The 15,131-nt window shown below is 69.6% G+C and carries 9 protein-coding genes; 3 read left to right on the forward strand and 6 right to left on the reverse strand.

What is annotated here, in order from left to right:
• Positions 1 to 65 precede the first annotated feature (65 nt).
• A complete protein-coding gene (locus OC550_RS09730) occupies positions 66 to 1,493 on the forward strand; it encodes a zinc-dependent metalloprotease (protein ID WP_262105548.1) in 1,428 nt (475 codons plus the stop codon).
• Here OC550_RS09730 and OC550_RS09735 read toward each other — a convergent pair.
• Complete coding sequence (locus OC550_RS09735) at positions 1,490 to 2,116, reverse strand: M48 family metallopeptidase (RefSeq protein ID WP_262105550.1); 627 nt, start codon at positions 2,114 to 2,116, stop codon at positions 1,490 to 1,492. The two genes, OC550_RS09730 and OC550_RS09735, sit on opposite strands and share 4 nt — an antisense overlap.
• Positions 2,117 to 2,219: 103 nt before the next feature.
• Here OC550_RS09735 and OC550_RS09740 point away from each other — a divergent pair, with 103 nt between their 5' ends.
• Positions 2,220 to 3,329 (forward strand): TOMM precursor leader peptide-binding protein, encoded by a 1,110-nt coding sequence (locus tag OC550_RS09740; protein ID WP_262105551.1) that lies wholly within the window; start codon positions 2,220 to 2,222, stop codon positions 3,327 to 3,329.
• Here the strand turns inward: OC550_RS09740 and OC550_RS09745 are convergent.
• Both OC550_RS09745 and nudC read right to left on the reverse strand, forming a co-directional pair.
• Positions 3,326 to 5,434: an ATP-dependent DNA helicase UvrD2 gene (locus tag OC550_RS09745; RefSeq protein WP_262106306.1), complete on the reverse strand. Its 2,109-nt coding sequence runs from the start codon at positions 5,432 to 5,434 to the stop codon at positions 3,326 to 3,328. The genes OC550_RS09740 and OC550_RS09745 overlap by 4 nt on opposite strands.
• 17 nt (positions 5,435 to 5,451) lie before the next feature.
• A complete protein-coding gene (gene nudC, locus OC550_RS09750; protein ID WP_262105553.1) occupies positions 5,452 to 6,402 on the reverse strand; it encodes an NAD(+) diphosphatase in 951 nt (316 codons plus the stop codon).
• A 169-nt stretch (positions 6,403 to 6,571) separates the two neighbouring features.
• On the opposite strand from nudC, the gene OC550_RS22305 reads away from it, so the two are divergent.
• The gene (locus OC550_RS22305) at positions 6,572 to 8,098 is read left to right on the forward strand and encodes a phosphotransferase (RefSeq protein WP_306556918.1); all 1,527 of its coding nucleotides are present in this window, start codon (positions 6,572 to 6,574) and stop codon (positions 8,096 to 8,098) included.
• Here the strand turns inward: OC550_RS22305 and OC550_RS09760 are convergent, their stop codons facing one another.
• The 3 genes from OC550_RS09760 to OC550_RS09770 are packed head-to-tail and all read right to left on the reverse strand — an operon-like array spanning position 8,099 to position 15,074.
• Positions 8,099 to 11,467 (reverse strand): ATP-dependent DNA helicase, encoded by a 3,369-nt coding sequence (locus OC550_RS09760; protein ID WP_262105554.1) that lies wholly within the window; start codon positions 11,465 to 11,467, stop codon positions 8,099 to 8,101. It abuts the gene before it with no gap.
• Positions 11,464 to 14,703 (reverse strand): ATP-dependent DNA helicase, encoded by a 3,240-nt coding sequence (locus OC550_RS09765; RefSeq protein WP_262105555.1) that lies wholly within the window; start codon positions 14,701 to 14,703, stop codon positions 11,464 to 11,466. Before OC550_RS09765 ends, OC550_RS09760 begins: the two co-directional genes overlap by 4 nt.
• The gene (locus tag OC550_RS09770; protein ID WP_262105556.1) at positions 14,700 to 15,074 is read right to left on the reverse strand and encodes an MGMT family protein; all 375 of its coding nucleotides are present in this window, start codon (positions 15,072 to 15,074) and stop codon (positions 14,700 to 14,702) included. The genes OC550_RS09765 and OC550_RS09770 overlap by 4 nt, the downstream gene beginning before the upstream one ends.
• Positions 15,075 to 15,131: the final 57 nt, after the last annotated feature.

Consider the following 15,131-nt stretch of genomic DNA (forward strand, 5'->3'; position numbering starts at 1 on the left):
CCGTGGCCCAAACTGCTGCGCAGGCCCTGTATCCGCGGCGACCCCCACAAGGACCGGTGGTAGTGATGACGTCCAATCCAGCCAACAATGGCGACGATCCCCAGGATCCGCTCTCCGAGATGTTTGCCAAGTTCTTTGGCGGCGGCGCAGAAGGCATGGATCCGGCGGAGATGGCCAAGGCTGCCGGCCTGCCCTCGGACCCGAACATGCTCGCGCAGATGTTCCAGCAGGTCCAGGCGATGATGAGCGCAGGCGGCGACGGGCCCGTCAACTGGAAGCTGGCGCACGAGAGCGCCCGCCAGGTTGCCGCTTCCGACAATGATCCCTCTATCGGCACGAACCAGTCCCGTGAGGTGGACGAGGCGCTGCGGCTTGCGGAGCTGTGGCTCGACCCGGTCACCGATTTCGAGGGAACCGGCCTCATCGGCCAGGCCTGGTCCCGGGCCGAATGGGTCGAAGCCACGCTTGACACTTGGAAGCGCCTGACCGAGCCGGTGGCCAACAGCATCGCGTTTGCGCTGACCTCCGCCATGACCGAGCAGGTTCCCGAGGAGATGAAGGAAATGCTGGGCGGGGCCCGGTCGATGCTGCAGAACATGGGCGGCGCACTCTTCGGCATGCAGCTGGGCCAGGCCGTGGGGGCGCTGGCCAAGGATGTGGTCAGCTCCACCGACATCGGCCTGCCGCTGGCCGAGGGGAAAATGGCGCTGCTGCCGACCAACATGAAGGCCTTCGGCGAGGGGCTGGACATCCCCGAGTCGGAAATCCGGCTCTTCCTGGCCGTCCGCGAAGCCGCCCACGCCCGCCTCTTTATGCATGTGCCGTGGCTCGCCGGGCATCTGCTGGGCGCGATCGAGAGCTACGCGCGCGGTATCCATATCGACATGTCCCGGATCGAGGAAGTGGCCCGGGAAATCGACCCCACGAATCCCGAAAGCATGCAGAACGCGTTCTCGCAGGGTGTGTTCATGCCGCAGCGTACGCCCGAGCAGGAAGCGGCGCTGCTCAAGCTGGAAACCACGCTCGCCTTGGTGGAGGGGTGGGTGGACGAACTCAGCGCAGCGGCCACCGCCAACCTGCCGTCCGCGGGCGCCCTGCGCGAGATGGTCCGCCGCCGCCGGGCCACCGGCGGGCCCTCGGAACATGCCTTCGCCGCACTGGTCGGTCTGGAGCTCCGGCCACGCCGTCTGCGTGATGCCGCCGCGCTGTGGGCCGCGCTGAAGGAAGAGCGGGGACTCGCCGGGCGGGACGCCATCTGGCACCACCCCGACCTGCTGCCGACGGCCGAGGACCTGGACGATCCCGCCGGCTTCAGCTCGCGGCGCCAGCTGCTCGATGCCTCGGACGCCGAGGTGGACGAGGCGCTCCAGAAGCTGCTCTCGGGCGGCTTCGATGAACCGCAGGCCGGGAAAGATTCCGGGAGCGGCAGCGAATCCGACGACGACGGCGAACCGGGCGCCCCGGGCAAGGACCCCAAAGCGCCCGACGCTTAGTCCGCGTCCGCCGATCCGCCCTCGGCACCGCCGTTGTTCCTGAGGCCCTTGGCCGTGGCGAAGTCGACGCCGTGCAGGAATCCCTTGGCCCGGTCCAGATCCGGGTAGGACCGCAGCAGCCGCCAGAAGGCGGCGCTGTGGTCCGCCTCGATCAGGTGGGCCACTTCGTGCAGGATGACGTAGTCCACCACCCACACCGGCATGTCGGCCAGTTTGTCCGAGATGCGGATGGTCCTGCTCGCCGGCGTCGCCGAGCCCCACCGCCCGTTCTGGTTGGAGACCCAGCGGATGCTGCTCGGCTTAGGTGCGCCGTCGATGTACCGCTCCGAGAGGGCCACGGCCCGCGCCATCAGTTCCCCGTCACCGGCCGCGAGCCGCTTCTGGCCGGCGCTCTGGCGCGCTTCCAGCTTCGAGATCATCCGCGGCACCCATTCGCGTTCCTCGCGGGCCGTGAAATGGCCCGGCAGCGAGACGACCATGGTGTCGCCGCTCCAGGTAGCCGACACCGTCCGCCGACGACGGTGCGAGCGCTTGATCCGCACCGGCTTGCCGTCCGCGGTGGTCCACTCCGTCCCGGCCCGGCCTGCCGCCGGGAGGGACGGACCGCTGTCTGAGTTCTGCATGCCATTGACGTTATCGTGCTCCGATCCCCCGCTGCACCATCCTTGTCCTCCCGGGCCGCCGGCTGTGGATAACTCCGGCGCGCCCCGGGCTGGGCGTGCCAGCATGGGAATCCCAATCCGGCAGGAGGAACTGATGGCGGCCTACAGGATCAATCCGGGCCTGCGCATGGTCGAACGTGCAGACACCGTCCAGATCGGCTACGGGTCCCGCGGCATGGTGCTCAGCGGCACGGACGACGGGGACCGCCGGTTCCTGCAGTTGCTGCGCCGCGGCCTGCTGGAGGGCGAGCTTGCGGCGGCGGCAGGCCGCTGCGGCATCAGTCCGGAACGCTGCCGTGGTCTGCTGGCCGCGCTGGAGCCTGTGCTGGTGGATTCGGCTGCACCCGGACCCGCCGGCCTGCGCGCGGACCGGCTTGCTCCCGATGTGGCCCATTGGTCCGCCGTCTACGGGTGCGACTCGGGCGAGCTGCTCCGGCGCCGGGCCGACGCCGCGGTGCACCTGATCGGCTTGGGACGCACGGGAGGCGCAATCGCCTGCGCGCTGGCGGCGGCGGGAGTGGGCACGCTGCTGCTCGAGGACGGTGCCACCGTGGGCCCGGCCGACGTCGGATCGGGCGCCTACCGCCTGGGGGACGTTGGACTGAACCGGGCCCAAGCGGCCCGGAAAATGATCGCGCACATCGATCCGACGGCATCGACGCACATCATGCCGAATACGACCGCCCCTGGAACGGCCGCGAGCAGGCCGCGCTTCCTGGATCTGGTGGTCTATACCGACCGGGACGTGCCATCACCCGAAGCGGCGCGGGCCTTGGCGGAGTGCGGCAATCCGCACCTGCCGGTCCTGCTCCGCGAATGCGATGCCCTGGTGGGACCGCTGGTGGTCCCGGGCGAAACCGCCTGCCTGGACTGCGTGGACCGGCACCAGGCCGCGCAGGACCCCGACTGGAACGAGATCTCGGTGCTCCTGCGCCAAGAGGCGGCCGCCGACCTGCCGTCCGTGGACGAAGCCGCGCAGTCCGTGGCGGCGGCAGGGCTGGCTGCACTCCAGGCCCTGCTCTTCCTCGACGGCAGGAACCGGCCGGCCGCGTGGTCCGCCGTCCTGCAGCTGCGCAGCGGGGACGGAACGGTCGGCAGGCACGAGTACAGCCCCCACGACGGCTGTGTCTGCCAGCTGCAGCCAGACCTCCGTCCGTCGCGGCAGGCGTCCTAGTTCCCCGCCAGGATGCGCAGCACGTCTTCGCCGTAGCGCTCCAGCTTGGTCCGGCCCACGCCGGCCAGGCGTGAGAGCTCCTGCAAGGACTGGGGGCGTGCCTCCGCGATGGCGGTCAGGGTGGCGTCGGTAAAGATCACGAAGGCCGGCATGGCCGTTTCCTGGGCCACGTCCTTGCGCCACTCCCGCAGCGCCTCGAACGTCGCTTCCTCGTACGTGGGCGGGCAGTTGTCGCACCGCCCGACCTTGCGCTCGGCTCCGCTGGCCAGCAGGGTACCGCACACCCGGCACTTCGCGGGGGCAGCCCGCTTCTTCCGGGTGGCGCCGGTGACCGGCCGTGCAGGAGCGGACGACGACGACCGCGGGCGGAGGCCGTCCAGGAAGCGCGAGGGCCGGCGATGCGCCCGGCCTCCCGGCGTCCGGGCCAGCGACCAGGACAGTGCCAGATGCTGGCGTGCGCGGGTAATGCCGACGTAGAGCAGCCGGCGTTCCTCGTCCACACCGTCCTCAGTGTCGGCAAAGGAGATCGGCATCAGCCCTTCGCTCAGGCCGACCAGGAAGACCGCCTCCCATTCCAGCCCCTTGGCCGAGTGCAGGGACGCCAGGGTGACGCCCTGGACGGTCGGCGCATGCTGGGACGCGGCGCGTTCCTCCAGCTCCATTACCAGGTCGTGCAGGGTGAAGACCCCGCCCGCGGCCTCGCCGCGAGCGGCGTTGAGTTCGTCCGCGAGCGCGACCAGCGCGGCCAAGGATTCCCAGCGCTCACGCACCGCACCCCCGGACTGGGGCGCCTCGTCGGTGTAGCCGAGGTTGCCAAGCACGTCACGGACCAGCTGGGGCACCGGGTCCGTGCCGGCTGCCCGGGCGCTCGCCCGCAGCTGGAGCATCGCGTCGCGGACCTCGCGGCGGGCGAAGAACCGCTCGGCTCCGCGCAGCTGGTAACCGATGCCTGCGCCGGCCAGGGCCTGCTCGTAGGCTTCGGACTGGCCGTTGGTCCGGTACAGCACGGCGATCTCGCTGGCCGGCATGCCGTCCGCCAGCAGGGTCTTGATCCGCGCGGCGACCTGCGCCGCCTCCGCCTCGTCGTCGGGACACTCGTTGAAGGACGGTTCCGGTCCGGCGGCACGCTGCGCAATGAGCTCCAGCGGCTCCGGCCAAGGGTCGTTGCCGCCCCGGCGCGGATGCCTGGTGCGTTCGGTCAGCAGCGAGTTGGCAAGATGCACCACCTGCGGCGTCGACCGGTAGTCCCGCACTAGCTTGACCACCTGGGCGGACGGGAACTTCCGCGTGAACTCGAGCAGATGGCGGGAGGTGGCGCCGGTGAAGGAGTAAATGGTCTGGCTCGCGTCCCCGACGACGCACAGTTCCTGGCGCTCTCCGAGCCAGAGGTCCAGCATCCGCTGCTGCAGCGGCGACACGTCCTGGTACTCGTCGACCACGAAATGGCGGTACTGATTGCGGACCTCGGCGGCTATCCGCGCATCCTCCTGCAGGATGCCGACGGTGATCAGCAGCACATCCTCGAAGTCGATGATGTTGCGGTCCGTCTTGACGTCCTCGTAGGCCTGGAAGAGCCGGGCGACGGTCGTCAGGTCGAATCCGGCGGGTTCCACCCGACCGGCCGCCGCGCGCACGTAGCCGTCCGGCGTCAGCATGGACACCTTGGCCCACTCGATTTCCGAGGCGAGGTCGCGTATGGCGGCCCGGTCGGCGGACAGCCGGAGCCGGCGTGTAGCCTCGGCAATGACCTGGGCCTTGTGGTCCAGCAGCGCCGGCAGCTGTCCTCCGACCGCCTGCGGCCAGAAGTACTGGAGCTGGCGCAGCGCCGCGGCGTGGAAGGTGCGGGCCTGGACACCGCCCGCACCGAGGTCGCGCAGGCGGGAACGCATCTCCGCGGCGGCGCGCGCGGTGAAAGTGACGGCCAGGACCTGCTGCGGTTTGTACACGCCCGAGTGCACGCCGTACGCAATGCGGTGGGTGATGGCCCGGGTCTTGCCCGTGCCGGCGCCCGCCAGCACGCACATCGGGCCGGTCAGCGTCGAGGCGACCGTGCGCTGTTCGTCGTCGAGTCCGCCCAGGATCCTCTCCTCCAGGCCGGCGGCCATGCCCGGCAGCGCCACGCTCAGCGTCCTTCCTTCGGCTCGGGCAGCGGACCGCCGTACCAGCGCTCGATCAGGGCACGCGCGATGGAGATGCCGCCGGCCACCTGGACCTGGCCGCTCTCGATCGCGGACGCCAGCTCGACGCGGGTGAACCACCGGACGTCCAGGATCTCCACCCCGTCCGGCCGGGTTTCCGTACCCGTAGCGGTCGCCGTGAACCCCAGCATCAGGGAGGACGGGAAGGGCCACGGCTGCGAACCAAGGTACTGCGGGGAGCGGACGACGATGCCGGACTCCTCTTCGACCTCGCGGATCACGGCCGCCTCGAGCGATTCGCCCGGTTCGACGAAACCGGCGAGTGTCGAATACCGCCCGGCCGGCCACGCCGCGGAATGGCCCAGCAGCAGGCGGTCCTGCTCGTCCACCACGGAGACGATGATCGCCGGGTCCGTGCGCGGGTAGTGTTCGCTGCCATCCTCGGGGCACCGCCGAACCCACCCGCCGGACTCGATTTCGGTGGGGGCGCCGCAGCGCGGGCAGTGCGTATGGGTGGCGTGCCAGTTGGAGACCGCCGCGGCCTCGACGAAGAGACCCGCATCCTGGACCGAAAGCGTGGTGGCCACGTCGCGGAGCCCCAGCCACTCGCCGTCGTACGTTCCCTGGTCCTGCGGCGCCACGGCTTCCAGGACGATGTCCGTGCCGGCGGGCACCTCCGAGCCCTCCTCTGCGCGGCCCAGGTAGATCGAGGCCGGGGGCAGCACACGTTCAGCGGAGGGCAGCAGCACGATCTTCCCGTCCCGAATCAGGGTCTTGCCGGCGGACATGAGCATCACCGCAGTGCTCTCCGCACCCCCGATCTTGTCCAGGAGGCCGGGGTCGCTGCGCCGCTCGCAGCCGCGGTCCATGGTGCTCTGGGCGAGGGTCAGCCCGCCCAACGGCGGAAATCCGGCTTCATGCGTCGCGGTGCTCATACCCTCTACCGTACTAAGAGCGGAGCCGCGGCCGATATTCGTGCCGGTCGCTTGGGGAGAAACGGCACCGCCCTCCTCCTCTCGTGCGCACGGTCTGCGACTCGCCGCCGGGACCGCCCCACTGCGGCTCGCTTCTGCCTTTACGGTGGAAGATGTGAGAAGGACACCTATGGAACTGGCTGCTTTGGCCAGCGCGGCCGTGCCCGGGCTTTCCCCCGCCGGGGTAGTGAGTGCACCCGATGACGCGGCAGATTTCACTTCGGCCGTGGTAATCGACGACGCCGGAAAGCAGTGGCGGGTCCGCTCACCGAAGCATGCGGAGGCGAGCATGCGGCTGGAGACCGAGCTGCTGGTCCTGCGCTCCTTCTCGCCCGGCATTCGCGCCGAGCTCTCCTTCCAGGTTCCCTCCATCGCCGGCACGGTGCAGCGCGGTGAACTGCGCACCTTTGTCTACAACCACGTTCCCGGGACGACGCTGGACCTTGAGGCTCTGGTCGCCGAGGGCGGCGGGCTCCCGATGGAGATCGGCCGGGCGATGGCGGGGATCCATGACCTGCCGCAGTCAATGGTGGACCGCGCCGACCTGCCCAGCTACACGGCGGACGAATTCCGTACCCGGCGGCTAAACGAGCTGGACCAGGCGGCGACCACCGGCAAGATTCCTTCGGCTCTGCTGCGCCGCTGGGAGCATGCGCTCGAAGACGTCACGCTATGGAAGTTCAATCCATGCGTGGTGCACGGTGACCTGCACGAAGACAACCTCCAGATTTCCGAGGGGCTGGTCACGTCCGTAACGGGCTGGACGGATCTGCGGATCGGGGACCCGGCGGACGACTTCGCCTGGCTGATCGCCGTCCACGAGCAGTCCTTCGCGGACGTGGTCCTCGAGACGTACAACAAGTACCGCACGGAAGCCGTGGATCCGCATCTGATGCGCCGCGCTGCCCTGGCTGCCGAATTCGCGCTGGCCCAGTGGCTGGTGCGCGGAGTGGCTGCCGACGATCCGGACATGATCGCCGAGGCCGAGGAGATGCTGAAGGAACTCGAGGCCGACATCCGCGAGTACGGCGGCCAGCCGATCAGCGTGGAACTGCCCCCTGCACCGGTCGTCGTGTCGCCGGTGCCGGCCACTGCCCGGCCGGCCGCGCCCGGGACGGGCGGGCTGCCGGCTCCCCCGGCGGCGCGTCCCGGAGCCGGACAGGCCGCCGACGGCCGTTCCGGCGAAAACGGCTCGTCGGACGACGGGGATGCAACAAATCCGCACGACGTGGGTGGCGGGGCCTCCGTCGTCCTGATCCGCGACGCCGCCGGCGACCGCGGATCCCGGCCGCCGGTAGTTGTCGGCGGCGCGGCCGGCAGCGGCCCGGACGGCTCCGTCGTTGTGGTCGAGGGCGCCGTCGCCGCGGCCTCCACCCCCGCGGACGTCGACGACTCCGGCCGGGACAGCGCCGGGCGTGAAGGTGCTGAGCGGGACGGTGCCGGGCGGGACGGTGCCGCCGGCGGAGCCGCCGAAGCCGAAGCCGGGCCCGGGGCCAGCGAGCCCGCCGCCGACGGCGACGAATCCGGCCGGCCAACCCCCATCGCCATGAAAGCCCCTGATCCGGAGGCGGCAGCACCGCGCGGCACGCCTCCGAAGGGGGGCCCGGAGGCGCCGACCACGGCGATTCCCATCATCGAGCCGCGTCCCCGCACCTGACTATCCTCCTACGGGGGTGCAGGCCGCGCGGACAATCCCTTCCAGCGCCTCTTCCCCCGCCAGGCCATGCGGCCTGACGGTCTTGTCCGCCGAGACGTAGTAGAACGCCGCCTTCACCCGTGACGGGTCGATCTCCTGCAGGCGGGCCCAAGCCAGCCGGTAGACGGCGAGCTGCACCGACCGCACCGCCAGCTTCCCCGGCGCAGGCGGTGTTCCGGTCTTCCAGTCCACGAGGTCCCAGGTGCCGTCGGCGTTTCGGAAGACCGCGTCGATCCTGCCACGGACCACTACGTCGTCCACCTTTGTTTCGACGGGGACCTCGATGGCCGCCGGCGTTCGCTCGGCCCATTCGGAGCTCTTGAACGTCTGCATCATGGCCGCCAGGTCGTAGGCCTCGTCGACGTGCCGGTCGGCGGGAAGCGCGACTTCGTCCAGGTCCAGCATGCCCGTGGTGCCGAAGAACTCTTCCACCCAACTGTGGAACGCGGTTCCCTTGCGCGCTGCCATTCCCGGCTTCCGCGGAACCGGGCGGCGCAATGACCGGATAACGTCTTCCGGATTGTCCTTCAGCTCCACGAGCAGCGAGGCGGAAATGTGCGCCGGCAGCTCAACGACGTTCGCGCTGCGAGGCGCGTTGTGTTCCTGCAGGAGCAGCCGTGCCTCCCGTGTCCACGGGGTGTCCGCCGACAGCGTGCGGCCCTCGGCGAGGGCTTCGAGCACGGCGGCCGCAGCGCGTTCCACTGCTTCCCGGCGCCCCGGCCTGGCTGGTTCCTCCCGCCCGCCCCGGAAGCGGCGGGGCCCCTCGAGCGGGTCGTAGGGCCAGTAGGCGGATTCGACTTCCAGGCGCGCAGGATTGGCGTCGCCAAGTTCCTCGTCGGTGATCCAGCCGGCCACCGCCGCAACGTCCGGCTCTTCCGCCGCAAGTTCCGCCAGCTCCGCCAGGAACACGGACGGAGCCGACGGTTTGGCTCTGCTACCGCACCAGGCCGCCGAGCTGCACACCAGCAGGTGCTTGGCCCGCGTGTAGGCGACATAGGCGAGCCGGCGCTCCTCTTCCTCATGGTGCTGCTCGGCGTCCGCCTTATAGTCAACTTCGGCATTGAGCCACGACAGCTGGTCGGGCTGGTCCGAGTCCCACTGGGGCAGGTCCGCCGCGTCCCCGCGCAGCGGCCATGGCAGCGCCTCGTTGCCACTGGTCCAGCGGCTGTTCGAGGCGCTGGGGAAGTCCCCCGAGTTGAGTCCGGGCACAAACACGGCGTCCCATTCCAGCCCCTTGGAGGCGTGCACGGTCAGCAACTGCACCGCGTCAGGGCTCACTTCGACCTGGGCCACGTCGAGGCCGCCCTCCTGGTCCGCGGCCACCTCCAGCCAAGCCAGGAACGCCAGCAGGTCAACCCGGGGCGCCGTCTGCATAAACGCCGCCGCCGCATCCTGGAAACCGTCCAGGTTGCGCCGCGCCTGATGGATCGACACCCCTGGTTTCGAGGCTACCTCCAGGTCGAGCAGCATGGATCGCTCGACTTCGCCCAGGAGGAGCAGCAGGTCGTCGCCCACGAAGGTACGCAGCTGCCGGATTTCCTCGCCGAGCCGCTGCAGCCGGGACAGCGCCGCGTCCGACAGGCTCCGACCGTGCCGCGACATCCAGCCGGGCTTCGGCAGCCTGTCCAGGGCTTCGACGAGGGAGGCCGCTTCCACGAGATCCTGCTGCACGACCTCGGCCGCCGCCTGTTCGTCCTCGTCCAGATCCACTGGGGACCTGGCCTCCCCTGCACGGCGCCGCTGGCTCTCCAGGAACTTCGACCAGTCGGCAAAGGCCATGAGGTCGGCGGGACCAATGCGCCAGCGCGCGCCAGCCAGCAAGCACATCAGCGCATCGGAGCGCCCGGGATCGGCCAGCACCTGCAAGGTCGCGACCAGGTCAACGATCTCCGGCTGGCCCAACAGCCCGGACAGCCCCACGATCTCGAACGGAATCCCCCTGGCCTCAAGCGCCCGGGCAAGGGCCGGAATCTGGGCGCGGCGCCGGCAGAGCACCGCGGTGGATACCGGCTCCGCGGCTCCCGATTCGGGATCGCGGGAATAGACGGTCCGTCGCGCCGAGGCGACACCATCCGCCACGTGCTCGGCCTCCTCCGTATCCGTCCGGAACCGGGCCAGGATGACTTTGCCGTCACCGGCACCGGGCCGCGGCCGAAGCGGCGGCACCTCGATCCGGCCGGGCTTCGGACGGTTGGGATCCACCGAGTTCAGCGGTGCTGCCACACGATTGGCCATCCCGAGCACGTTGACGCTGTTCCGCCACGCGATCGTCAGGAAGTTCGCGGGGGCAGGCAGCCGGCTGCCGTCCTCGTGGACAACCGGAAAGTGTTGCCGAAAGGCGAACAGCTGCCCGGCCGAGGCGCCCCGGAATCCGTAGATGGACTGGTTGGGGTCTCCCACCGCGGTCACGGCATGGCCGTCTCCGTACAGCTCGGAAAACAGCACCATTTGGGCGTGCGACGTGTCCTGGAATTCGTCCAGCAGGACGACCTTGTACCGCGATCGCTCCAAGTCCCGCGCCTGCGGCACCTCACGGGCGATGGCAGCTGCCAAGGAGACCAGGTCGCCATAATCCAGCACACCACGCTGCCGCTTCGCTGTGCTGTAGTCCCGGGCCAGCCCGGCCACCGTGATCCGGGTCTTGAGCCGGTTGAGGAGCTTGCCGACATCCGCCTTCGGCCGTCGCGTGCTTCCCGCCACATACGGAAGATCCTCGATGCGCTCGATCTCCTCGCGGAGGAAGTCGATCGCGTCCTCGGGGGCAGCCAGGTGCTCCGAACACTCGCCGGCGAATTGCATCACGGCCTTAACCAGCGTTGCTTTCCCGCCGGTCAGGTGCCCGATATCCCCCTCGTAGGCTTCGACAACCTGGCTGGCCAGCTGCCACGACTGTGCGCTTCCGAGCAGAACCACGTCCCGTTCGATGCCGAGCCTCAGGCCGTAGTCGGACACCAGCCCATTGGCATACGAATGGTAGGTGGAGACTTTAGGCTCAAGCAGTCCGGCGGCGTCCCCGCTGTCTCCCGGCAACAGCCCGTGGCGATCGAGCTTGGCCAGCTGCGCGCGGATCCTGGCCGCCAGCTCCCCCGCGGCCTTCCTGGTGAAGGTGACTCCGAGGATCTCGTCAGGCCTGACCAGCCCGTTGGCCACAAGCCATACGACGCGGTCGGCCATGGTGGCTGTCTTACCCGATCCTGCCCCGGCGATCACGAGCAGCGGCTGCAGCGGCGAGCTGATGATGCGGGACTGTTCCGGCGTGGGCTGGTGCTGGCCGAGCTTGGTTGCCAATTCCTCCGGAGTGAACGTCTTTGTCGAATGCTCCACGCTCATTCGGTCACCTGCTTTCCTTCGGCGCACAGCGGACAGACTCCCGGTAGCCGACAACCGTGCGATCCGTTCCCGGCTTTCAGCGGATCGTGTCGTGCCTCGAACCGGCTTCCGGACATCAGCCGGGCCGCTTCATGGATCGTCGGGGTGGCCCAGTCTTCTGCCTCGCCCAGGGGCTCCTGCTGCTGGATGCCAACACTCTTGACGTCCTTGCCCAGCTGCACCAGCGCCGCCCCGCCGGATGGCTGTGAACCATTCGGCGCCTCGGCCAGGGCACCGTCGAAGGCGCCGGCGAGGACCGCAGCCTGATAGCTGCCCAGCTGCGGATGCCGTTCGACGTCTGCCGCGGTGGGCGCAGACTTGCCCGTCTTGAGGTCGACGATGACCAGCCGTCCATCGGCATCGATCTCCAGCCTGTCGACCTGCCCCCGCAGTCGTGCGACCCGCTCGGCTCCCGGCAGGTCGACTGAGAAATCCTGCTCGACGGCGACCAGGCGGCGCCCGGACGAACGCATCAGGATAACGTACTCGGCGAGCTTGCGGACCATCTTCTCCGCGCGTTCGAAGTCCAGCCGTCCTTCCCAGTTTTCCTTCATGCCCAGGCTCGGCCACCGGCGCGCAAGTTCCTCGACGTACTCGGTGCCGGTCGCCTCCGGCATGTCCTGCGCAATTCCGTGCACCAAGGTACCCAGGCTGCGGGCGAAATCCGTAGCGGCCTCCCCTCCCGCCGCCTGGACGAACCAGTCAAGCGGCGACTTATGGACGGCTTCGACACGGGACGGGGAAACCGGCACGGGCTCGCCGTCCGGCACCACGGGTTCTTCGGTGCTTAGTGGAAGCAGGCCCCACCAATCCGATGGATGGGCTCCCGGCACCGGGACCGGGCTTGCCGCCAGCATGGCGAGCCCGGCGGCTGCCTCCGCCGCCAGCTCATGCGAGGTGGGGTGCTGCTGCGCCCACTGCCGGAGCTCCGCGGCCAGTGCCCGGAGCGTCCGCGGCCGCATGACCTTGGTGAGCGGCCGCGGATCGTCCGCGTCCAGCCAAGGGTCCACGAGGTCAATGAATCCGGACGGCTGTGCTTCCTCCGACTGGACTGCCGTGCAGACCAGGATGCGTTCTGCCCGTGAAACCGCCGTGGAGAAGCTGCGGAGTTCGTCGTACCGGGTCTCCCGGAGCCGGGCGGCAGGATCGATCCGGCGGGCCTGTTCGATGCCGCCCTCCAAAGCGTCTACGAACTGCGAACTGCCCAGCAACTCCCCCCGCAGCCGGGTATTGGGCCAAATGCCGTCCTGGATCCCGGCCACAATGACCATGGGCCAGCTCCTGCCGGCGGCGGAGGCCGGGGTCAGCAGTTCAACTGCGTCCTGGACCTGGGCCCGCGGAGCCAGGTTGTCCATGGGCAGTTCCTGGTTCAGCATGTGGTCCAGGAACTGGGCCGGGCTGGAGCCCGGCAGCTGGTCTACGTACCGTTCGGCCGTGTGGAACAGCGCCATCATGGCGTCCAGGTCCCGGTCTGCGCGGGTGCCGGCCGGACCGCCCTGGAGCGCCTGGGCGCTCCACCTCTCCGCCAGCCCCGAGCCGGCCCAGAGCGCCCAGAGCACCGTTTCGGCATTTGCGCCTGGCTCCTGGGCCGCCTCGCTGCCGGCCAAAAGCATCCGTCCGATACGCCGCGCCGGGGCCGCCTCCCGTCCCAGCCCGGCCAGGGATTCAGGGTAGCCGAGCGCCTCAACCAGCAGATCCTCGCTGCGGCGGCCTCCGCCGCCCAGGAGTTCCTCCCGCCGCAAGGATTGGCGAAGCCTGCGCAGGTCTATCGCCGTGGCGCCCCCGATCCGCGAGGTCAGCAGGCCCACGGCGCGGTCGGGCGTGAGGAGTTCTTCGTCCAGCACGATGGCCATAGCCTCCAGCAGCGGACGGACCGCAGGCTCGTCCCGGACCGCTGTTTCCGCCACCGGTACCTTCACGGCGATGCCCTGCCCGGTGAGGTAGCGGGCCAGTTGGGACAGTTGGCCTCCGGTCCTGACGATGACCGCAATCTCGCCCAGCCCCAGTCCCTCGAAGAGCTTGGCCTCCATGATCCGCTGGGCAACGTACCGCTGCTCGTGGACCGGCGAGTCAACCAGATGGGCCCCGACATGCGCGGCCGGCGCGTCGCCGGAGGCCGGGGGCACCAAAGCCCTCGCCCCCTGGGCACCGGGAACAAGGGAAATGCGCGAGGCAACCCGCTGCCACGCTTCTGCGACGGGAGCGGCCATGCGGTGGGCCCGGGTCAGCTCCATGATCCGCAGGCCGGCGCTGCCCGGCGAGAGCAGGTCGCGCAGCCGAACGAGCAGATCGGGTCGGGCTCCGCGGAAGCCCTGGACGACGGTATCCGGGGATGCCGTGACGACGACGTCCTTGCCCTCCGCCAGCACGGAAAGGAATTCGTAGACCGCCGGGTTGGCTTCCTGCAGGTCGTCGACCAGGATGAGGTCGAGCCGTTCGCGCTCCCGCTCGAGGAACTCCGGGTCATCGAGCAGCAGCTGGCGGGCCGCCGTGATGATTCCTGCCGGGTCGAAGGCCTCGGGCATGCGCAGGTCGATGAGGTCCCGATATTCGCGGAAGAGGGCTGCCGCCGCGCGCCAGTCCTCCCGGCCGAGGCTGGCGCCGAGCGAATCCAGCTGCTCGGACGTGGCACCGTATTCGATCACGCGGTCGAACAGCTGGCGTATTTCCTGCCGGAAGCCACGGGTCTTCAGCGCCTCTCCCAGGTCTGCGGGCCACAGCGTCCCTGCCCCCAGGCCCGCACGGTGCCCTTGCAGCAGTTCGGCAATGATCTGGTCCTGCTCGGGGCCCGACAGCAGGCGGGGGGTCCGCCCGATCAGCGGGAGCCGGCCCTCGGCCCGGGCCCTGCGGATCAGGTCGAAGGCGTAGGCCGCCCATGTCCTGGACGGAGTGGTGCTGAGGCTGCGGTCCAAGCGGGCGGTCAGAGCGTCGCGCAGCCTTGCCGCGTGAAGCCGGGACGGTCCGAGCATCAGGATCCGTGCCGGGTCCAGCCCGGATAGACCCACCCGCCGGACGGCAAGCTCGACCAGGACCGTGGATTTGCCCGTGCCCGGAGCACCGTAAACCAGTACCGGACCGCTGCCCGCGGGAAGCCCGATCACGGCCTCCTGCTGCGGATCCGATGCGGGTGCCGCGGAAAGCGACCGGCTGGGGTGGACGAGCCGGAGCTGCTCCGGAAGGTCAGTCGTTGTGCTCACTGTTCCATTCCAGCAGCCGGCTCTGACAACTTTCGGCTCAACACTTCGATGCGGGCAAGATCACTATCCGACGGGAACCACCTGGCCCGGCGCATGGCTACGCGATGCCCGGATAGACCGGGAGCGGAAAGCGGGGTCCGTTCCTCCTCATAGTGCGGCAGGGCACGCTCCGCGAGCCCGTCAGGCAGGGTGCCGTCGGCACGAATAATCCTCCACCAGGCCACCTCGGATCCGTAGTGCGACATGACCCGGCCTACCTGCCGCGGCCCGCCTGCGCCCAGCAGTTCGGCCACGTCGCCGTACGTGAGCACCTGGCCCGTCGGCACCATGGCCGCAATCCCAAGAACGGCATCGACGAACTCCGGGCGCATGACCTCCACTTTAGAGGTCCGGACGCACAGCTCCTCCACAGGACGCGCAGAGCCGGT

It is taken from the genome of Arthrobacter sp. Marseille-P9274 (assembly GCF_946892675.1).
GTDB lineage: Bacteria > Actinomycetota > Actinomycetes > Actinomycetales > Micrococcaceae > Crystallibacter.